20 protein-coding genes, 4 tRNA genes and 1 other RNA gene are annotated in these 22251 nt (G+C 71.1%); 9 read left to right on the top strand and 16 right to left on the bottom strand.

Going from position 1 to position 22251, the window contains the following annotated elements; genetic code table 11:
• Positions 1-18: 18 nt before the first annotated feature.
• From purL to purS, 3 genes are read right to left on the bottom strand one after another with little or no spacing between them, the layout of a single operon-like run.
• A complete protein-coding gene (purL, locus tag ACZ6ZP_RS41725; protein ID WP_469410486.1) occupies positions 19-2268 on the bottom strand; it encodes a phosphoribosylformylglycinamidine synthase subunit PurL in 2250 nt (749 codons plus the stop codon).
• A complete protein-coding gene (purQ, locus tag ACZ6ZP_RS41720) occupies positions 2268-2948 on the bottom strand; it encodes a phosphoribosylformylglycinamidine synthase subunit PurQ (RefSeq protein WP_351167490.1) in 681 nt (226 codons plus the stop codon). The genes purL and purQ overlap by 1 nt, the downstream gene beginning before the upstream one ends.
• Positions 2945-3196: a phosphoribosylformylglycinamidine synthase subunit PurS gene (gene purS / locus ACZ6ZP_RS41715; RefSeq protein ID WP_351167488.1), complete on the bottom strand. Its 252-nt coding sequence runs from the start codon at positions 3194-3196 to the stop codon at positions 2945-2947. Before purS ends, purQ begins: the two co-directional genes overlap by 4 nt.
• A 344-nt stretch (positions 3197-3540) precedes the next feature.
• On the opposite strand from purS, the gene ACZ6ZP_RS41710 reads away from it, so the two are divergent.
• The 8 genes from ACZ6ZP_RS41710 to ACZ6ZP_RS41675 all read left to right on the top strand — a co-directional run bounded on the left by ACZ6ZP_RS41710 (position 3541) and on the right by ACZ6ZP_RS41675 (position 8167).
• Positions 3541-3858 (top strand): histone-like nucleoid-structuring protein Lsr2, encoded by a 318-nt coding sequence (locus ACZ6ZP_RS41710; protein WP_351167486.1) that lies wholly within the window; start codon positions 3541-3543, stop codon positions 3856-3858.
• A 124-nt stretch (positions 3859-3982) separates the two neighbouring features.
• Positions 3983-4054: transfer RNA gene (locus tag ACZ6ZP_RS41705), tRNA-Gly, on the top strand.
• Positions 4055-4133: 79 nt separating this feature from the next.
• Positions 4134-4209 (top strand) — tRNA-Gly (locus ACZ6ZP_RS41700).
• Positions 4210-4365: 156 nt separating this feature from the next.
• Complete coding sequence (locus tag ACZ6ZP_RS41695; protein WP_469410485.1) at positions 4366-5328, top strand: ATP-binding cassette domain-containing protein; 963 nt, start codon at positions 4366-4368, stop codon at positions 5326-5328.
• A gap of 5 nt (positions 5329-5333) precedes the next feature.
• Positions 5334-6137, top strand: coding sequence for an ABC transporter permease (locus ACZ6ZP_RS41690; RefSeq protein WP_383816225.1), 804 nt, complete (start codon positions 5334-5336; stop codon positions 6135-6137).
• A 12-nt stretch (positions 6138-6149) separates the two neighbouring features.
• Positions 6150-7463 (top strand): sensor histidine kinase, encoded by a 1314-nt coding sequence (locus tag ACZ6ZP_RS41685; RefSeq protein ID WP_351167480.1) that lies wholly within the window; start codon positions 6150-6152, stop codon positions 7461-7463.
• Positions 7460-8068 (top strand): response regulator transcription factor, encoded by a 609-nt coding sequence (locus tag ACZ6ZP_RS41680; RefSeq protein WP_351167478.1) that lies wholly within the window; start codon positions 7460-7462, stop codon positions 8066-8068. The genes ACZ6ZP_RS41685 and ACZ6ZP_RS41680 overlap by 4 nt, the downstream gene beginning before the upstream one ends.
• 23 nt (positions 8069-8091) lie before the next feature.
• Positions 8092-8167, top strand: a tRNA-Gly gene (locus ACZ6ZP_RS41675).
• A gap of 59 nt (positions 8168-8226) precedes the next feature.
• On the opposite strand, the gene ACZ6ZP_RS41670 is transcribed toward ACZ6ZP_RS41675, so the two are convergent.
• The 6 genes from ACZ6ZP_RS41670 to ffs all read right to left on the bottom strand — a co-directional run bounded on the left by ACZ6ZP_RS41670 (position 8227) and on the right by ffs (position 17530).
• Complete coding sequence (locus ACZ6ZP_RS41670; protein WP_351167476.1) at positions 8227-9123, bottom strand: phosphoribosylaminoimidazolesuccinocarboxamide synthase; 897 nt, start codon at positions 9121-9123, stop codon at positions 8227-8229.
• 97 nt (positions 9124-9220) lie between these two features.
• Complete coding sequence (locus tag ACZ6ZP_RS41665; protein WP_469410484.1) at positions 9221-10714, bottom strand: N,N-dimethylformamidase beta subunit family domain-containing protein; 1494 nt, start codon at positions 10712-10714, stop codon at positions 9221-9223.
• A 287-nt stretch (positions 10715-11001) separates the two neighbouring features.
• Positions 11002-12960, bottom strand: coding sequence for a hypothetical protein (locus ACZ6ZP_RS41660; protein WP_469410483.1), 1959 nt, complete (start codon positions 12958-12960; stop codon positions 11002-11004).
• 394 nt (positions 12961-13354) lie between these two features.
• Positions 13355-14617: a phosphoribosylamine--glycine ligase gene (gene purD / locus ACZ6ZP_RS41655; RefSeq protein WP_351167470.1), complete on the bottom strand. Its 1263-nt coding sequence runs from the start codon at positions 14615-14617 to the stop codon at positions 13355-13357.
• Between the two features lie 567 nt (positions 14618-15184).
• A complete protein-coding gene (locus ACZ6ZP_RS41650) occupies positions 15185-17389 on the bottom strand; it encodes a DNA polymerase III subunit gamma and tau (protein ID WP_469410482.1) in 2205 nt (734 codons plus the stop codon).
• A 42-nt stretch (positions 17390-17431) separates the two neighbouring features.
• Positions 17432-17530, bottom strand: an RNA gene (gene ffs, locus ACZ6ZP_RS41645) — signal recognition particle sRNA small type.
• 143 nt (positions 17531-17673) lie between these two features.
• On the opposite strand from ffs, the gene ACZ6ZP_RS41640 reads away from it, so the two are divergent.
• Positions 17674-17761: transfer RNA gene (locus ACZ6ZP_RS41640), tRNA-Ser, on the top strand.
• Positions 17762-17840: 79 nt separating this feature from the next.
• Here the strand turns inward: ACZ6ZP_RS41640 and ACZ6ZP_RS41635 are convergent.
• The 7 genes from ACZ6ZP_RS41635 to ACZ6ZP_RS41605 form a co-directional block, all read right to left on the bottom strand.
• Complete coding sequence (locus ACZ6ZP_RS41635; protein ID WP_469410481.1) at positions 17841-19094, bottom strand: tyrosine-type recombinase/integrase; 1254 nt, start codon at positions 19092-19094, stop codon at positions 17841-17843.
• Between the two features lie 11 nt (positions 19095-19105).
• The gene (locus ACZ6ZP_RS41630) at positions 19106-19339 is read right to left on the bottom strand and encodes an excisionase family DNA-binding protein (protein WP_383272017.1); all 234 of its coding nucleotides are present in this window, start codon (positions 19337-19339) and stop codon (positions 19106-19108) included.
• Entirely contained in the window at positions 19332-20654 is a 1323-nt protein-coding gene (locus tag ACZ6ZP_RS41625) for a replication initiator (RefSeq protein WP_469410480.1), read from the bottom strand. Before ACZ6ZP_RS41625 ends, ACZ6ZP_RS41630 begins: the two co-directional genes overlap by 8 nt.
• Before the next feature lie 164 nt (positions 20655-20818).
• Positions 20819-21061, bottom strand: coding sequence for a SpdD protein (locus ACZ6ZP_RS41620; RefSeq protein WP_469410493.1), 243 nt, complete (start codon positions 21059-21061; stop codon positions 20819-20821).
• Positions 21062-21086: 25 nt separating this feature from the next.
• Positions 21087-21281, bottom strand: a complete 195-nt coding sequence (locus ACZ6ZP_RS41615; RefSeq protein ID WP_205034603.1) for a hypothetical protein — start codon at positions 21279-21281, stop codon at positions 21087-21089.
• A 14-nt stretch (positions 21282-21295) separates the two neighbouring features.
• Positions 21296-21487: a mobile element transfer protein gene (locus ACZ6ZP_RS41610; protein ID WP_365859152.1), complete on the bottom strand. Its 192-nt coding sequence runs from the start codon at positions 21485-21487 to the stop codon at positions 21296-21298.
• Between the two features lie 30 nt (positions 21488-21517).
• Positions 21518-22183 carry a DUF2637 domain-containing protein gene (locus tag ACZ6ZP_RS41605; protein WP_469410479.1) on the bottom strand — a complete coding sequence of 222 codons (666 nt, stop codon included), beginning with the start codon at positions 22181-22183 and terminating at the stop codon, positions 21518-21520.
• Between the last annotated feature and the right edge of the window lie 68 nt (positions 22184-22251).

Below are 22251 nucleotides of genomic sequence, written 5' to 3'. Positions count from 1 at the left end.
GGCTCGCGGCAGCGATCGTCAGGCGAAGAGCCCCGGAAGGGTCCCCTCGTGCGCCTCGCGGATCTCGCCGAGCGTCAGCGTGAACTCGCCCTGCAGCTGCACGGCGTCACCGTCGACCACACCGATGCGCGTCGCGGGAAGACCGCGCGCCCCGCACATGTCGGTGAAGCGCAGCTCCTCGGAACGGGGGACGGACACGACCGCCCGGCCCGCCGACTCGCTGAACAGGAGCGTGAACGCGTCCAGGCCGTCCGGGACGACCAGGCGCGCGCCCTTCCCGCCACGGAGGCAGGACTCGGCGACGGCCTGCGCGAGGCCACCGTCCGAGAGGTCGTGCGCGGCGTCGATCATGCCGTCGCGCGAACCCGAGATCAGGATCTCGGCGAGCAGCCGCTCGCGCTCCAGGTCGACCTTCGGGGGAAGCCCGCCGAGGTGGTCGTGGACGACCTGCGACCAGGCCGAGCCGCCGAACTCCTCGGTGGTGTCACCGAGCAGGTAGAGCAGCTGGCCCTCTTCGGCGAAGCCGATCGGCGTGCGCCGTGCGACGTCGTCGATCACACCGAGGACGGAGACGACGGGCGTCGGGTGGATCGCCGCCTCACCGGTCTGGTTGTAGAGCGATACGTTGCCGCCGGTCACCGGGGTGCCCAGGATCTGGCAGGCGTCGGCGAGGCCACGGGTGGTCTCGGCGAACTGCCACATGACGTCCGGGTCCTCGGGCGAACCGAAGTTCAGGCAGTCCGACACGGCGAGCGGGCGGGCGCCGGTCGCGGCGACGTTGCGGTACGCCTCCGACAGGGCCAGCTGCGCGCCGGCGTACGGGTCGAGCTTCGAGTAGCGGCCGTTGCCGTCATTGGCGAGGGCGACACCGAGGCCGGACTCCTCGTCGATGCGGACCATGCCGGAGTCCTCGGGCTGCGCGAGCACCGTGTTGCCCTGCACGAAGCGGTCGTACTGATCCGTCACCCACGCCTTGGAGGCCTGGTTCGGCGACGCGACGACCGCGAGGACCTGCTCGCGCAGTTCGTCCGACGTCGCCGGGCGGGTGAGCTTGTTCGCGTCGTCCGCCTGGAGGGCGTCCTGCCACTTCGGGCGGGCGTAGGGGCGCTCGTAGACCGGGCCGTCGTGGGCGACGGTGCGCGGGTCGAGGTCGACGATCTTCTCGCCGTGCCAGAAGATCTCCAGCCGGTCGCCGTCGGTGACCTCGCCGACGACGGTGGCGATGACGTCCCACTTCTCGCAGATCGCGAGGAAACGCTCGACCTTCTCGGGCTCGACGACCGCGCACATGCGCTCCTGCGACTCACTCATGAGGATCTCCTCGGGAGTGAGCGTGGAGTCGCGAAGGGGTACGTCGTCCAGCTCGACGCGCATGCCGCCGGAGCCGTTGGACGCCAGCTCGGAGGTCGCGCAGGAGAGTCCGGCGGCGCCCAGGTCCTGGATGCCGACGACCAGCTTCTCGGCGAAGGCCTCCAGGGTGCACTCGATGAGGAGCTTCTCCTGGAAGGGGTCACCGACCTGCACGGCCGGACGCTTCGACGGCTTCGTGTCGTCGAAGGTCTCGGAGGCCAGGATCGAGGCGCCACCGATGCCGTCGCCGCCGGTGCGGGCCCCGTAGAGGATGACCTTGTTGCCGGGACCGGACGCCTTGGCGAGGTGGATGTCCTCGTGCCGCATGACGCCGATGGCACCGGCGTTGACCAGCGGGTTGCCCTGGTAGCAGGCGTCGAAGACGAGCTCGCCGCCGATGTTCGGCAGGCCAAGGCAGTTGCCGTAGCCGCCGATGCCCGCGACGACGCCCGGCAGGACGCGCTTGGTGTCGGGGTGGTCGGCGGCGCCCATCCGCAGCGGGTCGACGACGGCGACCGGGCGCGCGCCCATCGCGATGATGTCGCGGACGATGCCGCCGACACCGGTGGCCGCGCCCTGGTAGGGCTCGACGTACGAAGGGTGGTTGTGCGACTCGACCTTGAAGGTCACGGCATAGCCCTGACCGACGTCCACGACACCGGCGTTCTCGCCGATGCCGACGAGCATCGCGTCGTTGGCGGGGGCCTTCTCGCCGAACTGGCGCAGGTGGACCTTGCTGCTCTTGTACGAGCAGTGCTCGGACCACATGACGGAGTACATGGCGAGCTCGGCACCGGTGGGACGGCGGCCCAGGATCTCGCGTACGCGGGCGTACTCGTCTTCCTTCAGGCCCAGTTCGGCCCAGGGCAGCTTGACCTCGGGGGTCTCGGCGGCGTGCTTGACGGTGTCCAGAGTCATCAGACGTTGACCAGCTTCTTCAGGATCGAGGTGAAGAATCCCAGGCCGTCCGTGCCACCGGTCCCGACCAGCGGCTCGACGGCGTGCTCGGGGTGCGGCATGAGGCCCACGACGTTGCCCGCGGCGTTCGAGACACCGGCGATGTCGCGCAGGGACCCGTTCGGATTCACGTCGAGGTAGCGGAAGACGACCCGCCCCTCGGCCTCGAGCATGTCGAGGGTCCGCTCATCGGCGACGTACCGGCCGTCGATGTTCTTCAGCGGTACGGAGATCTCCTGGCCGGCCGTGTAATCGGCGGTCCAGGCGGTGTCGGACGTCTCCACGCGCAGCTTCTGGTCGCGGCAGATGAAGTGCAGGTGGTTGTTCTTCAGCATCGCGCCGGGCAGCAGGTGCGACTCGGTCAGCACCTGGAAGCCGTTGCAGATACCGAGAACCGGCATCCCGGCCTTCGCCTGCTCGATGACCGACTCCATGACGGGCGAAAACCGCGAAATGGCCCCGGCCCGGAGATAGTCGCCGTACGAGAATCCGCCGGGCAGCACCACGGCGTCGACCTGCTTCAGGTCCTTGTCCCGGTGCCAGAGCGGCACGGCTTCGGCACCGGCGACGCGCACGGCGCGCTGGGTGTCGCGGTCGTCGAGCGTTCCGGGGAAAGTGACGACTCCGATTCGAGCAGTCACTTCTCTTCCTCCACCTTTACGAAGAAGTCCTCGATCACGGTGTTGGCGAGGAAGGTTTCCGCCATCTCGTGGATACGGGCGAGGGCGGCCTCGTCGACCGGCCCGTCCACCTCGAGTTCGAAGCGCTTTCCCTGACGTACGTCGGCGATCCCCTTGAATCCGAGGCGCGGCAGTGCACGCTGCACCGCCTGGCCCTGGGGGTCGAGGATCTCCGGCTTGAGCATGACGTCGACTACGACGCGTGCCACTGGCACTCCCGGTGTGTGGTGCTGGCTGAGCGGTCCCTTCAGACTACCCGCACAAAAATTCTACTCGCGTAGATTCGTAGAAACGTACGTGAGGACGGTCACGTTCCTGCCCCTACTCGCGTATCGAACAGGGCACCTTCGCGAAAAATCCAGGAAAAGATCACGCATCACCATTGCGTCCGGACACGCGGGGGGATTTAGTCGGGCTTCACAATGCAATGCCGGGCACTGTACAAAGGAAAAGGCATTAGCCGATCCTTTGCACATAACAGTGCCCATAACAGCCGGACAGTCGGCATCACCGCACGTCAACGCGGTAGAGCCGCACGAAGGGACCGATATTCGTGGCGCAGCGTGTCGTAGTCACTCTCTCTGACGACATCGACGGCGGGGATGCGGCGGAGACGATCGCCTTCGGTCTGGACGGCAAGTCCTACGAGATCGACCTCAACCAAACCAATGCCAAGAAACTGCGCACGGCACTTGCTCCGTACCTGGACGCGGCCCGCAAGCAGTCGAAGTCCGGCAAGGCCTACCGGCACACGACGGTGGCCGCGAACCCGGCGGCCGTACGCGCATGGGCCCGCTCGCACCAGATGGACGTGCCGCCGCGCGGCCGCATCCCGAAGAAGGTCTACGAGGCCTTCGAGGCGGCCAACTGACCTGGGCCGACGCCCGGCCAGGAGGGCCCCTCGGCAACCGACTTGACCTGCACCCCCGACGGTCGGCTAAAGTCTGGAGCACGCCGAGGGGCAAGGCCGAAAGGCCCGAACCTCACGGAGTCTTGCGGGTGTAGTTCAGTAGTAGAACATCCCCCTTCCAGGGGGAAGGCGCAGTGTGCAATTCCTGTCACCCGCTCTGCATCGCTCACCGATCACTCTTTCGAGTGCGGTAGGCTGGTGCTCGCGCCGATCAGTGAGAGCTGGTCGGAGGCAATGCGAACGTAGCTCAGTTGGTAGAGCGCAACCTTGCCAAGGTTGAGGTCGCGAGTTCGAACCTCGTCGTTCGCTCCAGAGAAGAAGGCCCCGGTCATCGCGACCGGGGCCTTCTTCGTGTGTGGCTGCTGCCTCGTATGTGCCTCCTGCTGACCGCCGCCTTCTGACATTTGTCATGCGAGCCGGTGACAGCGCGCACTGCTCCGGCGCCCGGGGCCGGGGGACGCTGTGGTCATGACTGACCAAGTGATCGACGTGACCGATCTGCGGCGCGTGTACGGGGGCGGTTTCGAGGCGGTCCGGGGAGTCTCGTTCTCCGTCGGACGGGGTGAACTCTTCGCGCTGCTCGGAACGAACGGCGCGGGCAAGACCTCCACCCTCGAACTCCTCGAAGGGCTCGCCGCACCCGCCGGGGGGCGGGTGCGGGTGCTCGGGCACGATCCGTACACCGAGCGCGGCGCCGTGCGCCACCGGATCGGTGTGATGCTCCAGGAGGGCGGCTTCCCCTCCGAGCTGACGGTCGCGGAGACCGTGCGGATGTGGGCGGGGTGCACCAGCGGCGCCCGTCCGGCCGGAGAGGCCCTGGAGATCGTGGGGCTCGGCAAGCGGTCCGGCGTCCGCGTGAAGCAGCTGTCCGGGGGCGAGAAGCGGCGGCTCGACCTCGCCACGGCCCTCATCGGGCAGCCCGAGGTGCTCTTCCTCGACGAGCCGACGACCGGGCTCGACGCCGAAGGGCGCCGCGAGACCTGGGAATTGGTGCGGGCCCTGCGCGACAGCGGCACGACCGTGCTGCTCACCACGCACTACCTCGAAGAGGCCGAGAGCCTCGCCGACCGGCTCGCGATCATGCACGAGGGGCGGATCGCCACCGAGGGACGGGTCGCCGACGTGGTGGCCCAGCAGCCCTCGCAGGTCTCCTTCGAACTGCCCACCGGGTACTTCGTCGGGGATCTGCCGCCGCTGGGCGAGCTCGGCGTGAGCGAGCACGAGGTGGACGGGCAGCGGGTCCGGCTGCGTACGCACGAACTGCAGCGGGCGGCCACGGGGCTGCTGCTGTGGGCGCGGGACGCCGACGTCTCGCTGGGCCGGCTCGATGTACGGGCGGCTTCGCTGGAGGAGGCGTTCCTGCGGATCGCGCGGGACGCCGAGGGGGTCGCGGGTGCGGCTGGTGTGACGGAGAAGGAGACGGTGGCATGAGTGGCATGAGTGGCGTCAGTACGGCGACGGTGACCAGGTCCGTGACGACGACCCCCGCGGGGCGGATGGGGGCGCTCGCGCGGGCCGAGCTGACGCTGCTCGGGCGCGCCAAGGGGACGTTGTTCGCGGCGCTGTTCGTGCCGCTGGTGATGCCGTTCAGCCTGCGCCAGGTCGCGGACGGCATGGATCTGAAGGCCAACGGCCTTTCGGTCGGGGCCGTGGTGGTGCCCGGCGCCATCGGCATCTCCCTGCTCTTCGCCGTCTACTCCGCACTGACGACCGTCTTCGCCGCCCGCCGCGAGGAGCTCGTACTGAAGCGGCTGCGCACCGGCGAGCTGCGGGACCCGGAGATCCTCGCCGGGGCCGCGTTGCCCTCGGTCGCCATCGGACTCACGCAGTGCGTCGTCCTCGCGGTCGGCTGCGGGCTGCTCCTGGACGCCGGGGCGCCGAGCGCGCCCCATCTCGCCGTGGTCGGCGTACTGCTCGGCCTGGTGATGTGCACCGCCATCGCCGCCGTCACCGGCAGCTTCAGCAGGTCCGTGGAGTCCGCGCAGGTCATGGCCATGCCTCTGACGTTCGTGTCGATGTTCGGCTCGGGCCTCTTCGTCCCCTTCGAGGTCATGCCCGACAAGCTCGCCTCGGTCTGCGAGTTGCTGCCGCTGAGCCCGGTGATCACGCTGGTGCGCGGCGGCTGGACCGGGGAGCTCTCCGGGACGGAGACCCTGGGCGCCCTCGCCACCGCGGTGGCCTGGACCGTGGTCTCGGTGTTTGCTGTACGCCGGTGGTTCCGCTGGGAGCCGCGGCGGTGAGGAAGGGGTCAAGTGGTGGTCGGCCGATTCCGTGGGCTGCAGCGCGGCTGGCATGAGCGGAGCAAGATCGAGAAGGTCGAGTTCCAGAGCATGGCCATGTGGCACGCCATGCCCTGGCTCTTCTTCCTCAGCTGGGCCTCGGTGCCGCTGGCCGTGACCCTGCGGCGCGACACCGTCCCGATGGTCCTCGGCTGCACGCTGATCGGCGTGGCCCTCGTGCAGTGCGTGCACGTCAACCGCACGCTGCGCCGCTCCCTCGATCACTTCCTGAAGCGCGCGGAGCCGCCGCGCCGCGACCTCGCCGTGTCGCTCGCGCTCCTGGTCATGACGCTGGGCCTCGTGCTCGCCCTACAGACCGTGGGCGGGGTCAAGGCGGAGATGCTCACCCTCGCCTTGATGTTCGCGGTGATGCCCTACGGACAGTCGCTGGCCTTCGCCGTACCGATCCGCGCCTTCTTGATCCGGTTCGCCGTGATCGACGCCGCGACAGTGGCCGGGTTCGCCGCGGTCGGCGTCCGCGGCGGGCAGCTCGTGGGCACGGCTCTGGTGATCGCGTTCGGCACGCTGGTCTCCCTGCTCTCCTCGCGCTGCGGCGCCTGGACGCTCTCCGTGATGTGGGAGGCCGACCGGGCCCGCGAGGTCGAGGCACGGCTCGCGGTGGCCGAGGAGCGGCTGCGGTTCGGGCGGGATCTGCACGACGTGATGGGGCGCAACCTCGCCGTCATCGCGCTGAAGAGCGAGTTGGCCGTGCAACTGGCCAAGCGGGGGCGGCCCGAGGCCGTCGACCAGATGGTCGAGGTGCAGCGGATCGCGCAGGAGTCGCAGCGGGAGGTGCGGGAAGTGGTGCGGGGGTACCGGGAGGCCGATCTCGCGGTCGAACTCGCCGGGGCGCAGGGCGTCCTCGAGGCGGCGGGGATCGACTGCCGGGTGAGCGGTTCGTCGGCGGGGCTTTCGCTGTCCGTGCAGTCCGCTCTGGGGTGGGTCGTGCGGGAGGCGACCACCAATGTGCTGCGGCACGGGGACGCGCAGCGGTGCGACATCGCTCTGGCGATCTCTGAGGACCGTACGACTCTGGTCGTCGAGAACGACGGGGCGCCCGAGGTGACATCCGACGGCAGTACGGGGTCCGGGCTCGCCGGGCTTCGGGAGCGGCTCTCCGCGGTGGGCGGGACGCTGGACTTCGCGTCCCGCGACGGGCGGTTCCGCCTTGCCGCCGAGGTGCCGCTGACCCGCCCGCGGGGCAGCCGGGAGCAGGACGGCCATCAGGAACGGGCCGGCAACCAGAAACAGGACGGCCACCAGGAAGCCGAAAGGGTCGCGCCATGAGCCTGCGCGTACTGCTCGCCGACGACGAGCACCTCATCCGCGGCGCCCTCGCCGCGCTCCTCGCCCTTGAGGACGATCTGGTCGTGGTCGCCGAGGCGGCCACCGGGCCCGAGGCCCTGGCCATGGCTCGGGCACACCGGCCCGATGTGGCCGTGCTCGATCTGGAGATGCCGGGCGCCGACGGTGTGAGTGTCGCCACATCGCTGCGGGACGAACTGCCGCACTGCCGCACCATGATCGTGACGAGTCATGGCAGACCGGGGCATCTCAAGCGGGCACTCGCGGTGGGGGTACGGGGCTTCGTCCCGAAGACCGTGAGCGCGCAGCGCCTCGCCGAGATCATCCGGACCGTTCACGCCGGTAACCGCTATGTGGACCCGGAGTTGGCCGCCGACGCGATCTCCGCCGGGGACTCTCCGCTGACCGCCCGCGAGGCCGAAGTGCTCGAACTGGCCGCCCACGGTGCGCCCGTCGCGGAGATCGCCGAGCGGGCCGCGCTGTCCCAGGGGACCGTCCGCAACTACCTCTCGTCGGCCGTCACCAAGACCGGGGCGGAGAACCGTCATGCCGCGGTGCGTCTCGCACGCGAGCGAGGTTGGGTATAGTTGTCCTCGCGCTTCGGCGCAGCGCGGACGTAGCTCAGTTGGTAGAGCGCAACCTTGCCAAGGTTGAGGTCGCCAGTTCGAACCTGGTCGTCCGCTCCACATGAAGAACCCCCGGTGCCTCTCGGCCCGGGGGTTCTTCTCGTTCCTGGGTTCCGCCGCTACCAGGCCGTGCCCGTCAGACGCTCGTACGCCTCGATGTACTTGGCGCGCGTGGCGTCCACCACGTCCTGCGGCAGCGGGGGCGGCGGCTGCTCGCTCTTGCGGTCCCAGCCGGAGACCGGCGAGGTCAGCCAGTCGCGGACGAACTGCTTGTCGAACGACGGCTGGGCGCGGCCCGGCTCCCAGCTGTCCGCGGGCCAGAAGCGCGACGAGTCCGGAGTCAGGACCTCGTCGGCGATCACGAGGTCCTCGCCGTCGAAGCCGAACTCGAACTTCGTGTCGGCGAGGATCACACCGCGGTCGCGGGCGATGTCACGGGCCCGGCCGTAGACCGCCAGGGTCGACTGGCGCAGCTGCGCCGCCGTCTCCGCGCCCACCTGGCGGGCCACTTCCTCGTAGCTCACGTTCTCGTCGTGCTCGCCCACCTCCGCCTTCGTGGCGGGCGTGAAGATCGGTGCGGGCAGCTCCGAGCCGTCGGTCAGGCCGTCGGGCAGCGCGAGGCCGCAGACGGTGCGCGTCGCGTTGTACTCGACCAGGCCGGAGCCCGTGAGATAGCCGCGGGCCACGCACTCGACCGGGACCATCTCCAGGGACTTGCAGACCGTGGTGCGGCCCTCCCAGTCGGCGGGGGCGCCGGCCGGTACGTCGGTGGAGATGACGTGGTTGGGGACGAGGTCGGCGAGCTGGTCGAACCACCACAGGGAGAGCTGCGTGAGGACCCTGCCCTTGTCAGGGATCTCCGTGGGCAGCACCCAGTCGTAGGCGGACATGCGGTCGCTCGCGACCATCACGAGGTCGCCCGCCTCGTTCCGGTACAGGTCGCGCACCTTGCCGGTGTGCACATGCACCAGGCCCGGCACCTGAAGCGGCTCGGGCTTTTCTACGAATCCGGACACGGTTCCTCCCCGTGGTTCTGACTGAGTGCTGCCGATTCTCCCGCATGGGGCGGCAGCTTTTGGCCAGGGGTTGTCCCGAGGGTGCGTGGGGCCGGTCTCAGTCCCGTTTGCAGATGCGGTCAAGGAGATTGGCGGTGGCCCGCTGGACGCGGGTGTCCACATGGCCGGGGCGGTCGAGCGCCGGGGACCAGGCGAAGGTGCCGGAGGCGAAGACCAGGGCACCGGAGGGGGCGCGGTAGAGGGACGACTCCTGGTGGCGCGTGACGCCCTCGGAGTCCTCGTACGGAGAGTGGGCGAGGAGGATGCGGCCCTGGTGCTCCGGGAGCGCGGTGCGCGGGAAATAGCGGTCCGCCTCGCCCGCGACCAGGCCGGCGAGCTCGTCCCCCTCGTGCGCGCCGGTCGCCTCCCACAGCCAGTGGTCGGCGTTGCGCACGACGAGGGGAGCCGGCTCCGGGACCCGGCCCGCGTACTGGATGCCCAGGAGCTGCTGCTCGGCCTTGTCCTGCTCGCGCCAGAGGGCGGGTCTGCCGGGGCCGTGGCGCTTGCGGCAGGTCAGCAGGCGGTCCGCAACGCCGGACGGCGAAGGGCCCAACTCCACCTGCCAGTACATCGTGTTGGCGGATAGGAAGACGAGCGACGTGCCGTGCTCGCGGGCCCGCTCCGTGGTGCGGCGCATGTTCGACGACCAGTACTCGTCGTGACCCGGGAAGACCAGGCCCCGGTAACGGGTCGGATCGATGCGTCCCGCATGCAGGTCGCGGGTGTCGGCGTACGCGAGGTCGTAGCCGTACCGCTCGGCCCAGCGGATGAAGTCGTAGGCGTGGCCCACGTGCAGGGGCAGTCCCGCGCCCGCGTACGGACGGTCGAAGGAGACCGTGTGCGCGGCCTGGCTCTCGCCCAGGAGACGGCCCTTCTCGTCCCACGCGTGGTAGAGGCTCGCGCCCGTGCGGCCGTCCTCGGGGTAGAGGTTGTACGCCTGCCAGGTGATGTCCGGCAGCAGCAGGAGCAGATCGGCGCGGTGGTCGTCGCGGACCGTGAAGGGGACGTGCGAGCGGTAGCCGCCGACGGTGGTGAGGACCGCCACGTACGCCCCGACGCTCCAGTAGCTCGGGATCTGCAGCCGCCAGGAGAGCCACCAGTGGTGGCAGGAGACCGTGCGGTCGGCGGTGAGCGGGGGCGGCTGGACGATGCCGGAGAGGCGCGGGCTCGTGGTGATCTTGCTGGCGCCGTCGCCGCCGTAGTGCCCGATGCGGTAGATGTCGACGCTGAACTGCTGGGGCGGGTCCACCGTCACGTGGAAGTCGATCGCCTCGCCGGGGGCCGCGGCGCCGGTGGAGGCGAAGCCCTTGATCTGGCCGTGCACGTCGTCGGCGGTGCGGGGGCCGTTCGTCCGGACGCGGTCGCGGGGCGCGGGGATGTTCTGCGCGCCGGGGGCCGGGGCGTGGTCGACGTACCAGGGAACGACCTGGCCCGTGTCGTCGAAGTAGTGCTCGGCGCCTCGGAGCCAGGGCAGGGGCCCCTGCCCGAAGGGGTCGGTCACGGCGTGCGCCAGGGCGCCCGATTCCCACCTGCGGATCTGCTCCGACCCCATGTGTGTACCCCTCCCTCGCTGCTCCCCCGAGATTGCTCTGTGGTGTGTGGCGCTACTGCTGGCACGTTCGGACCGGCGGTCGATCCCAGCACATCACATTACGCACGCACTCCGTCACCGTTCGTCGCTAATCGTCGAGAACGGAAGGGAACGTTCCGGGTGTTGGCGGGAGTGGAGGGTCGTTGCGGGGCTCGTCGCGAGGGCTCGTTGCGGGGCTCGGCTCGGGCCGGCCGGACCGGTGGAAGGAGCCCGGCTCAGACCAGCCGGACCGGTGGAAGAAGCCCGGCTCAGACCAGCCGGACCGGCTTCTCCGGGCGGACGCCCAGGCGGGCGAGCCAGCCGCGCAGCGGGATGGAGTCGCCGTCCTCCACGAGGCTCCGGACATGCGGCGTGAGGTCCGCCGCGCGCTCGCCGTCGATCAGGAGGGACGGGCCGTCCAGCCAGTCGAGACCGGGGGCGGCGCCCGCCGTGTCCACGGCCGCGCAGCAGACGAGCGCCGTGACGTGATCGGCCAGCAACTCCCTTCCCGTGCGCGGCGGCTGGAGCGGGAAGAGCGGCAGCATGCCGTCGTCCCAGAGCGCGTCGTCCGGGCCCTGCCCCGTGGGCGCCGGGCGGGGCGGCGCGGCGGCCTCCTCGCGGGCGAGCTCCGCGCTGAGGCCTGCGGCCAGGAGCCCGCCGGGGCCGTCGGTGGACTCTTCCGGGTCCTCGGGGTCCGCGGAGTCCTCGGAGCCTTCGCCGTACGCGACCATTTCGTTGAGCTCGCTGGACTCGCTGGACTCGCTGGGTGCGGGCACAGCGCCATACGCGGGCTCTTCGCCGTACGGGGGCTCTTCGCCGCCGGGGGTGAGGGCGCCAGGTTCGGTGGTGAAGGTGGCGGGCCCGTCGGGCCTGTTGCCCTCCCCTGCCTCCCGCGCCTCTTCCGCCTCTTCCGCCTCCTCCGCCGTCAGGTGGTCCAGCACGCGGCCCAGCGTCGGCCCCTCGGAGTCGGGGGCCGTCGGGTCGGCGGCGTGGCCGACGCCCAGGGAGTCCAGGACCCGGTGGAGGCGGGCGGCGTCCATGCGCCACTTGCGGTCGACGACCTCGTCCGGATACTCCTGCCACGCCACCGGCGCCCAGTCCGGGCCCTGCTCGGCGGGGCCGCCGTGGAAGAGGCGGGCGGCGAGCAGCGAAGCCGCCTCGTCCACCGAACCCGGCTCCTCCAGGAGGTCACAGGCGGGGCGCTCGCCCAGGCGGGACGTGAAGCCCTCGGCCAGGCGGTCCCTGCGGGAGAGCTCGGTGAGGGCGGAGACCACGCCTGCGTCCAGGCGCGAGGGCCAGCGGCCCATCCGCCAGGCGGGCAGCGCGACCTTGGTCAGGAGCCGGTCCCACCCGGCGTACGCCAGGCCCACCTGCTCCTGGGCGACGATCCGCACTCCGTAGTCAACGGCCTGGGCGCGCTCGGCGGCGGCTGCCGCCACCCCGCGCTCCATCTCGCCGGCATGCCCCCGGCAGCTGCGCAGGAGCAGCCGTGTCACCCAGCCGATGCCGCCGAGGACCGTGCGCACCAGCGGACCGCGCCCCGGTGCGGAGGTGACCGCGACCGCGGCGTCGAGGCCGCGGATGAAGCGCCGGGCCGCGGCTATGTCGGGATGCGCCGAGGGGCCGGTGCCGGCCACGACCGGGGCGAGCACCGCGCGGAGCTCGCCGACCCGCATCCACCACAGGAACGGGGAGCCGATGACGAGCACCGGAGCCACGGGGGCCGGGCGGCGCGGGGCGGGGCGGCCGTCTCGTACGCCATTGCCCTCCGCGCCCTCCGCCGATGCCTGGGCGGAGGTCTCCGCGGGCGGGCCGTGCGCCGGGTGGGTGCGGTCCTCCAGCCAGCTGTCGCAGTCCGGGGTGAGCGCTATCGCCGACGGCGCGGGCACGTCCAGACGGTCGGCGAGGTCCCGCACCAGGCGGTACAGATCCGGGGCCGAGCTCTCGGCGATCGGGACGGTGGGGCTGACGGCGGGCCTGGACCGCGCGACCACGAGCGCGACGGCCGCGGCGGCGAGCAGCACCAGGGCGGCGACGGCCGTCACGGCGCCGCGCACGACGTCCCAACTCCCGCCGCTGACATGGCCCGTGGCCCCGCCCGCGATCAGCACGACGGCGACGGCCGCTGGCAGCAGTGCGACGGCAAGGGCCCTGCTGCGGATGCGCAGCACGGCGAGCGCCTGGGAACGCGCGGACTGCACGCCCACCTCCACACCCGTACCTGACACGACCGATGTCACCCCCTGCTGCCTGGGACGCCCGCCGACCGGCCATGGGCCGGGACCGCGGGCGGACGGCAGCCGCCGATGGATTTACTCACTCCCCCACTGTGGCACCCGCCACCGACATCGCAATGCCGGTGGTCTGTTTGGCTCTGGGCACCTGAACCGCTTGCGCCGCACCCTAGTTGGGGCACAGGGCATCGTCAGCCGGATGGGCCAGCGGTCACTCGATGGAATGGCTTTGGGTAAAGGTGGATGACGGGGCGGGTGACGGGCGGACGACTGGCGGACGACTGGCGGACGACGGACAGGCCCCGGATCCAGGGTGGGATCCGGGGCCTGTGAGCCGTTCATGGGTGCCGCGTGGGTGCCACGTGGGAAGCGGGTGAGGCGACCTCTGTTACGCCTCCGCCGCGTCCGACGCCGCCTTCGCCGCGATGTCCGTGCGGTGCTGGGAGCCGTCGAGGCGGATGCGGGACAGCGCCGCGTACGCGCGCTCGCGCGCCGCGGTCAGATCCGCGCCGGTCGCGGTCACGGAGAGCACACGGCCGCCCGCGCTGACCACGGCGTCGCCGTCGCGCTTCGTCCCCGCGTGCAGGACGTACGCATCCGGGGCATCCTGTGCCGCGACGTCGCCGAGCCCCTCGATGGGGTCGCCGGTGCGCGGGGTCTCCGGGTAGTTGTGCGAGGCGATGACCACGGTGACCGCGGCGTCGTCGCTCCAGCGCAGCGGGGGCAGGTCGACGAGGGTGCCGTTCGCGGCGGCCAGCAGGACTCCGGCGAGCGGGGTCTTCAGGCGGGCGAGGACGACCTGCGTCTCGGGGTCGCCGAAGCGGGCGTTGAACTCGATGACGCGTACGCCGCGGCTGGTGATCGCGAGGCCCGCGTAGAGCAGCCCGGAGAAGGGAGTGCCGCGGCGGCGCAGCTCGTCGACGGTGGGCTGCAGAACGCTCTGCATGACCTCGTCGACGAGCTTCGGGTCGGCCCACGGGAGGGGCGAGTACGCGCCCATGCCGCCGGTGTTCGGCCCTTCGTCGCCGTCCAGCGCGCGCTTGAAGTCCTGCGCGGGCTGGAGCGGGACGACGGTGATGCCGTCCGTGATGGCGAAGAGCGAGACCTCGGGGCCGTCGAGGAACTCCTCGATGACGACGCGGTCGCAGGCGAGGGCGTGGGCGCGGGCGGCCTCGATGTCGTCCGTGACGACGACGCCCTTGCCGGCGGCGAGGCCGTCGTCCTTGACGACGTACGGCGCTCCGAAGGCGTCGAGGGCTTCGTCGACCTCTTCGGGGGTGGTGCAGACGTAGGACCGGGCGGTGGGCACCTGGGCGCCCGCCATCACGTCCTTGGCGAAGGCCTTGGAGCCCTCCAGCTGGGCGGCCTCCTCGGAGGGCCCGAAGCAGGGGATGCCGGCGGCGCGTACGGCGTCGGCGACTCCGGCGACGAGGGGTGCCTCCGGGCCCACGATCACCAGCTCGGCGCCGAGCCGGGTGGCGAGGGCGGCCACCGCGCTGCCGTCGAGGGCGTCGACCGGGTACAGCTCGGCCACGTCCGCGATGCCGGCGTTGCCGGGGGCGCAGTACAGGGCGGAGACGTCGGGGTCGAGGGACAGAGAGCGGCACAGGGCGTGTTCGCGGGCACCACTGCCGATGACGAGGACCTTCACGGGCGCCAGCCTAGCTGGCGCGGGCCGGTGCGTTCGTACGGGAGCCCCACGGAGGACCCCTCCGCCACCTGTACGTTCCTCCAGTCCACGGAGCCGTGGGCCGGGGGCGCGACACCTTCACCGGCGGGCTGAGCCCGAACTGGCCCGCTCGATCCGCTGCCCTTCGCCGGGGGCGCCGTGCCTTCGCCTGCGGGCAGCCGGGGGCGCGACGCCTTCACCGGCGGGTTGAGCCCGAACTGGCCCACTCGATCCGCTGCCCTATCCCCGGGGGCACCGCGTTTTCGCCTGTGGGCCGAGTCCGGACCGGCCCGCCGCTTCGCGGCGGATCTTTCCCGCCCACCCACCCGATTACCCTGCGGTGCCGTCCATCCCCGGCGTCGCGGAACGGCAGCTGAGCTGGGCAGGCGTCGTTGCTCCTACGTGCGGGGCGCGCGGCGGGGTGAACGGGCGGGTGGGCGGGGAACATCCGCCGCGAAGCGGCGGGACGGCCAGGGACGGCGGCCCCTGTGCTGCTCCTACCCCTACCTCACCACGCGGGGGTGGCCAGGGCCCAGGGGCCAGAGGACATCAGGGTTCGTTGTTGTATTCCTCGACGATCGTCGCGCCCAGTTCGCGGACGATCAGGTCGTGGCCCGACAGGGCCGACTCGACCAGGTCGGGGTCGTCGTCCGCCGGGACGTCGTCCTCCGCGGAGACGTGCTCCGGGGCCGGGGCGGGGGCCGGAGTGGGAGTCGGCGCCGGTGCCCGGTGCGCGGCGGGCGGCGGCGACTGCTGCTGCTGCTGTTGCGGGGCCGGGCGGGCCGGCGGCGGCGCGCTGCCGCCGAAGTTGCCCGCCGCGGGCGGCGGCGCCGAGCCCCCGGAGGGGTCGACGATCGCCTCGACCTTCCACTGCACCCCGAACTGCTCCGACAACGCCTGCCGCAGCACATCCTCACTGCCGCTGCTGGCGAAGTTGTCCCGCGCACCCGCGTTGACGAAGCCGATCTGCAGTGTCGTCCCGTCGAAGCCCGCCACCTGGGCGTTCTGGCTCAGCAGGATCCAGGTGAAGCGGCGGCGCCCCTTCACCGCGTCCAGGATGTTCGGCCACAGGGTGCGCGGGTCGGGCCCGCCCACCGGAGCCGCAGCCGCAGCCGGGGTTGGAGCGGGCGTCGGAGCCGAAGCCGCCGGAGCAGGCTGCTGCGGCGCCGGAGCGACGCTTCCCGCGGACGCGGCCGTGGGCCAGCCGCCCGGGCGAGGGGCAGCCGCCTCCGGAGGCGCGGACGGGGCCGGAGCCGCAGCGGGGCCGCTCCCCGGCGCCGAAGCCGTGGGCCACCCACCGGGCCGACGCTCACCGGACGGCGCGGCAGCCGCCACCTCGGGAGCAGGAGGAGCCGGAGGAGTAGGAGCAGCGGGAGGAGCCACAGGAACCGCAGGAGCCGCCTCCTGCTCAGGCCCCCCGCCCCGCACAGCCGCCCGCGCCGCCGCAGGCCCACCGCCCGGCGGGACCGGGGCCCCCTGCTGCTGCGCCCCGGCATGGGCATCGGGCCCGGGAACGTACGCCATCGCAGGTCCAGGAACGGACCCAGGAGCGGACCCAGGAGCCCCGCCCACCTGCGGCGCCCCCGCCATGAAATTGCCGCCACGCTCCAGCCGGTCGAGCCGGGCCATGAGCGAGCGCTCGTCGTCGTACGCAGCCGGGAGCAGCACGCGCGCGCAGATCAGCTCCAGCTGCAGCCGGGGCGAGGTCGCCCCCCGCATCTCCGTGAGGCCTTCGTTCACGAGGTCGGCCGCGCGGCTGAGCTCCGCGCCGCCGAAGACGCTCGCCTGCGCCTGCATCCGCTCCACGACGTCCGAGGGGGCGTCGATGAGCCCCTTCTCCGCCGCGTCCGGAACCGCCGCGAGGATCACCAGATCCCGCAGCCGCTCCAGAAGATCGGCGACGAAGCGCCGCGGGTCGTTCCCGCCCTCGATGACGCTGTCGACGATCTCGAAGGCCGCCGCCCCGTCCCCCGACGCGAAGGCCTCCACCACGGCGTCGAGCAACGACCCGTCCGTGTACCCGAGCAGGGACGTCGCCATGGCATACGTCACACCGTCGTCCGCCGCGGACGCGAGCAGCTGGTCCATGACCGACATCGAGTCACGCACGGACCCGGCACCGGCCCGCACGACCAGCGGGAACACGCCCTCCTCGACGGCCATCTGCTCCCGGCCGCACACCTCGGCCAGATACTGCCGGAGCGTCCCGGGCGGCACGAGGCGGAACGGATAGTGGTGCGTGCGCGAGCGGATCGTCCCGATGACCTTCTCGGGCTCCGTCGTCGCGAAGATGAACTTGAGGTGCTCCGGCGGCTCCTCGACCACCTTCAGCAGGGCGTTGAAGCCCGCCGGGGTGACCATGTGCGCCTCGTCGATGATGTAGATCTTGTACCGACTGCTCGCCGGGCCGAAGAAGGCCTTCTCGCGCAGGTCACGGGCGTCGTCCACGCCACCGTGCGAAGCCGCGTCGATCTCGATGACGTCGATCGACCCCGGGCCGTTCCTCGCCAGGTCGCGGCAGGACTGGCACTCGCCGCAGGGCGTCGGGGTGGGACCTTGCTCACAGTTGAGACAGCGGGCCAGGATGCGCGCGCTGGTCGTCTTGCCGCAGCCGCGCGGACCACTGAACAGGTAGGCGTGATTGACCCGGTTGTTGCGCAGCGCCTGCTGCAACGGGTCGGTTACATGCTCCTGCCCGATGACCTCGGCGAACGACTCCGGGCGATAGCGGCGGTACAACGCGAGAGACGACACACATACGAGGTTATAGGCGCCCACTGACAACACGTACCGCGAACGCAAAGCGCCCCCCACGCACCCGCCAGAGCCAACCTACCCTTGCTGCCTTCCGGCCCTGGGGGAGTTCAGTCAGATAGCGCCACGTGAGGGGCTGAGCCCCACCCTAGCCGATCCCCGGGCCCGGAAGCGACGCCGGACCCCACCCCGACGGCCGCCACGGAACGATCTCGGGAGCGATCTCGGCACCGGAGGCGGATCGTGTTCGCGAGCACTCCTCAACGTCTTGTATTGTTTGCGGCGGAGGATTCGCCTAGTGGCCTAGGGCGCACGCTTGGAAAGCGTGTTGGGGGCAACCCCTCACGAGTTCGAATCTCGTATCCTCCGCCAGTGCCTCACCGGGCACGATGTTGAAGGGCCCCGCTGCTTGCAGCGGGGCCCTTCTCCGTTGTCCGTCTCAGTTTCCGTCTCAGTCGGCTTCTGGGGCTGCCGGAGGCGGCTCCCAGAGTGCATCGCCAACCTGCTGCGCGACCTTCCGCAGCATCGGCCCGGTGATGTGCATGTACCGAGCGCGCATCCGGGCCGCTCCCCCGGGCTCCCAGCCCATGATCGAGTCGACGACGACGTCCGGAACGCCGAGGAGCAGGAGCACGGTCGCGGCAGTGTGGCGTGCGTCATGAAGTCGGCCGTCTCGTACGCCCGCGTCCCGAAGCAGCCGCTTCCACACGTGGAAGTCGGTGTTGGGGTTCAGCGGCCCACCGAGCGGAGACGCGAAGACGTACCCCTTCCCCTCCCAGTCGGCCCCAGCTGCGGTCCGCTCCCTGCTCTGCTCCTCCTGGTGCTGGCGCAAGAGCTTGATGAGCGGATCGGGCAGTCCGATCGTGCGCCGCCCGGCACGAGACTTGGTGCTCTTGTGCTCACGCCGGATCTGCTCGCGGTGCGGGCAGTAGCCAGGCTTGCGTCCGCAAGGCTTGGCGCCACAGCCGTGCGCGTACTTCGGCCGCAGCCGGTTCTTACGGATACGGGCGTAGCCCGCGTCGAGGTCGACGTCCTCCCAGTGCAGCCCAAGCGCTTCTCCTTGCCGGAGGCCGAGCGCCAGGGCGACCACCCAGCGGGAACTGTTGCGCAGCTTGGCCGCCTCCACCAGCACGCTCTGAACCTCCTCGATGGTGAACGGTTCGATGTCCTCCTCTTCGAGGCGTGGGGCCTTGGCGATCTCGGCGACGTTCGTAGCGACATGCCCGCGCCTCACGGCCTCGCCGAGGGCGACCCGGACGGTCCGGTGAACGTGGTGGGCGGTGCCGGCCGAGCTCCCGGACTGCTGCATCTTCCGGTAGAAGCGCTCCAGGTGCTCGGGCTCCACCTTGTCGAGCTTGTGGGCGCCCAGGCCGGGAACGATGTGCACGCGTACGTCGACCTCGTACCCGTCGTACGTGTTCTCGGAGACGTACGGCTTGGCGATGTTCTCGACCCAGTGCTCAAGCCAGCTCTGCACGGTCCAGCTCTGGCCCGGCTTCCGGAGCTTCTTGGCGTCACGGTCCCGCTCCATCTGCCTTACTGCTTTGGTGACTTCGGCGCGGGTCTTCCGCTCGACGTGTCGACGATCCGGCTTGCCGTCGTCACGCACTCCGACGGTGACTCGGCCGTGCCATTTGCCGTCCTTGCCGAGGTAGATGGACGAGGCCCCGTTGGGCTGACGAGTGCGCTTCTTCTGCTCTGCCATGTCGCCCCTCCTCAGGCCGCTTCTGCGGAGCGGTGCCGCAGCTTCGCCACGAAGGCGGGCAGAGCGTCGGCGGGAACCCTGCGCAGCCGCCCGACGGTCACCGATTCGATCTCTCCGGCCAGGACGAGCCGGAAGGCCGTCGTACGTCCGATACGCAGTCGCCGAGCCGCCTCCTCGACGGTCAGCAGCACCAAGGCGGAATCGACGGCCTCCAGGACGGCGACAGCGGAACTGGACTCAGTCACGGGTCGGTTCTCCTTCCGTTCCCAGGGCGGGTTCGATGGTTTCGGCGAGCCAGGCTTCGGTGTCGGTGAGGCCGGTTCCGGCGTAGACCCAGTGGGCGAGCACGAGGGTCGTGTCGACCACCACCTCCGGATTTCCGTAGGTGGTCGGGTCAGCGGTGGCCGATGCGGCCTGGGCTGCGCGCCATTCGGCGCGGGCCGTGCGGAGCGCGCCGAGCGTGGTGGAGTAGCGGCGGGACTTCGTCGAGAAGTGGCCGCGGAAGCCGAGCATGTGGGCCCAGGCGCGAAGGCGGAGGTGTTCGAGTTCCTTGCGAGCACCGAGCTCCCAGGCGCCCCTGATGAGGCGCTTGGCGTGATCGCTGATGTCGAGCTGGGCGAGTTCGGCGAGGAACTTGAGCGGACGGTCCAGAGCTCCCGTGGCGGTCTCCGCGCCCTTGGTCGCGTACTTGGCGATGTACGCGGCGACAGCCCGTTCGGTCAGGTCCTGGCCACCGTCGAAGTCGGCCGAGCGGATCGTGCGTACGTCGAGTTGGCGGCCGAAGGCGAAGGCGTGGGCGCGCCCGTCGATGACCGGGCCGTCCACGCTGGCGGCGGTCGCGGCAGCTCGGATGGCGTCGGTGAGTAGCTCGGCGGTCGCCCAGGCGGGAGGCGGGGTGTCACCGCCTCCCGGGCCGTCGATACGGATGACCGCGTGGAAGTGGACCGAACCGCGCTTCTGGTACTCGGCGACCTTGGCGAAGGACACCCGCGCGTACTCGCGGAAGGCTCGCTGAGTGAGTCCGGCGCGCTTGGCGACCTCTCGGCGGACGTAGGTGGAGACGCGCCGCCAGAGCGCTCCGGCATGCGCGTTCCAGAGCACGGCCGCTTCGTAGTCGTAGGTGTCGGGGTCCAGCGGAGTGCCGAGGGCGGCGTCCTCCTGGTCGTGGACGACGCCGCAGCGGCAGGGGTGGACCGTTCGGGCCGGGCCCTTGGGGCGGTTGTGGACCGGGCCGAAGCCGGGGGCGGTGAAGGTGGCGAAGACGCGGGGGTGGGCGGCGACCTGTTCGGGGACGCCCTTGCCGCCACGGAGGCCGGAGGTGATCAGGTGGAAGGTGTCGCGGCGGTAGACCTCCGCGCAGGCCGCGCAGCGGGTCGTACGGCGGTTGTTGCAGCGGACGAGAAGGTGACCGGCCGGGAGGGCGGTCGAGTCGAGGTGGTGGAGCACGTCGCCGATCTCGCCGGTACGGGTGTTCACGGTGTGCTCGGTGCGGTGGCCGTCGAGGCGGATCGGGTGCGTGCAGCCGCCGAGTCCGGAGAGTTGGCGCAGGAGCGCGGGCATGGTGCCGAGTGCGGCCAGTTGACCCAGTTCGCGGAGCGGGGGCGGGGTGGCGCGGGTGATGATGGCGGTTCTCCTTCTGGCTTCGGCTAGGAGGGGCAGGGCCCCCGGGGCGGCGGATGCTTGGCGGTATCAGGGCCGCCCCGGGGGTCTGTCAGTGCTGGCGACTAGCGCCGCCGCTGGTCGCGGAGCATCGAGCGGATGACCACGGCGCACACGGCGACGGAGATGGCCGTGACGGCGACGGCGGCCAGGAGCGCGGTCAGCACGACGCCGCCGACGAGGACGGCCACGACCGCCCCGGAGGTGACGGATATCTGGGGCGTCGGCCGGGGCGCGAGGGCCGGATCGGCCACGGTGTGGATGTGCGCGGGCGGCGTCGGGCTGTCGGGGTACTTGGGCAGGAACACGGCGATGTTCTCCTTACCTACTCGTCTAGTCATGTGAGCCGTTTACGACGTCCACGCCGGAGCGCGTGCCGGATTCGATGGCCGGGGCCATGAAGGTGTGCGAGAGCCAGAAGCCGAACAGTGCGATCACCACGACGATCCACGTGCGGACGCCGAGGAACTTGACCGCTCCCCAGGCAAAGAGGCCGAGGACGAACACGAGCGGCAGGCTGACGGTCACGGAGGCGGGTCCTTTCAGCGGACGGGGCAGCGGTGGGTGCGGGCGGCCAGCTCGGCGGCGGCGCGGCTGTCGTAGTCGGCGGAGAAGCCGCAGCGCGGGGCCGTGCAGGCAGCGGTGTGCTTCTCGCGGCCCCGACTGTCGTACGACGTGCCGACCTGGACGGGACCGATACGGGCGACGGAGCGGAAACGGCGGTTGGCGCTCATGTGGATCTCCCTTCAGAACGTTCCGAGCTTTCAGAGCTGAGCGGCGATGGCGTCGGCCATGGGCATCGGGACGCCCAGGCGGGCGCGCAGGGTCGTGGAGTCGATGGCCGTCCCCGTGCGGGTGTGGTGCTCGGTGGCGACTTTGCGGGCGTGGTCGACCAGGGCGGCCGGGACGGAGACGGGAGTTGGAGGGGTCGGAGTGGGCGCAGGTTCGGTGGCCGGTGGCGGCGGGAGCTCTGGCACGGGATCGGGCGCGTGCTCCTGGTCGTCGCCCTCCTGGTCGTCGATGCGCTCGGGCTCTCGGCCGTACTCCTCGGTCACGCCATGCCGGTTCGGCGCCGAGTGGGCGAGGAGCGTTCCGCCGAGGAAGGCGACAGCAGGCCAGCCCGCGACGAGGATGCGGAGCCAGGCCGGGACATGGTTCAAGTCGAGCAGTCCAGCGGTGGCGACATTCGCGCCTAGCGAGGCCGCGAGCGCGATGACGAACCAGCACCAGCCCGCGGCTTTGGCCTCACCGGTGCGCAGTCGACGCCAGGCAGCGACGAGCAGCAGGTCGACCGAGACCGGATAGGCCCACGCTTTCCACCCGTCCTGTCCGGCCGCCGAGGCGACGTCGTGCAGGTGGGCGAAGGACAGGGCGGCGGCGATGACGGCCTGGACGAGTACCGCGTCGACACGGGCCAGTTGGGCGCGCATGCTGCGACTCCTTCCGGATTCAGGCATGGCAGGGGTAGGGACGTGGCGCGAGACGGTCACGCCGACCG

Source organism: Streptomyces sp. NPDC054047 (assembly GCF_055585065.1).
Note: the sequence above shows the minus strand (reverse complement) of the source record. Positions and strands in the feature narration are given on the sequence as shown.

Excerpts from the sequence above, each read along its gene's own strand:
- purL (WP_469410486.1), bottom strand. The coding sequence starts at position 2,268 with ATGACTCTGGACACCGTCAAGCACGCCGCCGAGACCCCCGAGGTCAAG.
- ACZ6ZP_RS41695 (WP_469410485.1), top strand. The coding sequence starts at position 4,366 with ATGACTGACCAAGTGATCGACGTGACCGATCTGCGGCGCGTGTACGGG.
- ACZ6ZP_RS41690 (WP_383816225.1), top strand. The coding sequence starts at position 5,334 with ATGAGTGGCGTCAGTACGGCGACGGTGACCAGGTCCGTGACGACGACC.
- ACZ6ZP_RS41680 (WP_351167478.1), top strand. The coding sequence starts at position 7,460 with ATGAGCCTGCGCGTACTGCTCGCCGACGACGAGCACCTCATCCGCGGC.
- ACZ6ZP_RS41665 (WP_469410484.1), bottom strand. The coding sequence starts at position 10,714 with ATGGGGTCGGAGCAGATCCGCAGGTGGGAATCGGGCGCCCTGGCGCAC.
- ACZ6ZP_RS41635 (WP_469410481.1), bottom strand. The coding sequence starts at position 19,094 with ATGGCAGAGCAGAAGAAGCGCACTCGTCAGCCCAACGGGGCCTCGTCC.
- ACZ6ZP_RS41625 (WP_469410480.1), bottom strand. The coding sequence starts at position 20,654 with ATGCCCGCGCTCCTGCGCCAACTCTCCGGACTCGGCGGCTGCACGCAC.
- ACZ6ZP_RS41610 (WP_365859152.1), bottom strand. The coding sequence starts at position 21,487 with ATGAGCGCCAACCGCCGTTTCCGCTCCGTCGCCCGTATCGGTCCCGTC.
- ACZ6ZP_RS41605 (WP_469410479.1), bottom strand. The coding sequence starts at position 22,183 with ATGCGCGCCCAACTGGCCCGTGTCGACGCGGTACTCGTCCAGGCCGTC.